Genomic DNA, 646 nt, shown 5'->3' with positions numbered 1-646 from the left:
GAAGCAACTCGACTACTGGAAGCAGCAGCTGGCCGGGGTGCCCTCCGCGCTGGAGTTGCCCACCGACTTCCCGCGTCCCGCCATTCGCGACGGCCGGGGGGCTCGGCATGACGTGCTGCTGCCCCGCGAGTTGACGGACGCACTCAAGGCCCTCGCGCAGCAGGAGGGTGCCTCCCTCTACATGGCGCTGCTGACGGGCTGGCAGTTGCTGATGGCCCGCTACTCCGGCCAGGAGGACGTCACCGTCGGCTCTCCCATGGCGGGCCGCACGCGCGGAGAGGTGGAAGGCCTCATCGGCCTCTTCGTCAACGCCCAGGTGCTTCGCACGCGCGTGGCGGGCCGCGACTCCTTCCGCACGCTGCTGCGCCAGGTGCGCGAGACGGTGCTCGGCGCCCAGGAGCACCAGGAGCTCCCCATCGAGCGTCTCGTGGAGGAGTTGAAGCCCGAGCGCATCCCGGGGCGCACCCCCTTCTTCCAGGTGATGCTCACCTACCAGGCCTCCTTCCGCGGCGCCGCCTCCGTCGAGGGCGTGAAGCTGGAGGCGATGGAGCTCGACACCTTCTCCGCCAAGTTCGACTTGACGCTCCAGGTGCTGGAGACGGACGCGGGCCTCAAGGGCTACCTCGAATACACCACCGACCTCTTC

General features: G+C 69.2%; 1 protein-coding gene. It reads left to right on the top strand.

The genetic code is table 11. The annotated features are described in order from the left end of the window. Positions 1-646, top strand: a 646-nt coding sequence (locus ACLEQD_RS44905) for a condensation domain-containing protein (protein WP_410391993.1), incomplete at both ends; no start/stop codon positions are given.

The organism is Corallococcus sp. 4LFB, from assembly GCF_046520365.1.
In the GTDB taxonomy this organism is placed as follows: domain Bacteria; phylum Myxococcota; class Myxococcia; order Myxococcales; family Myxococcaceae; genus Corallococcus; species Corallococcus caeni.
This window is presented reverse-complemented; position numbering and strand designations above follow the sequence as displayed.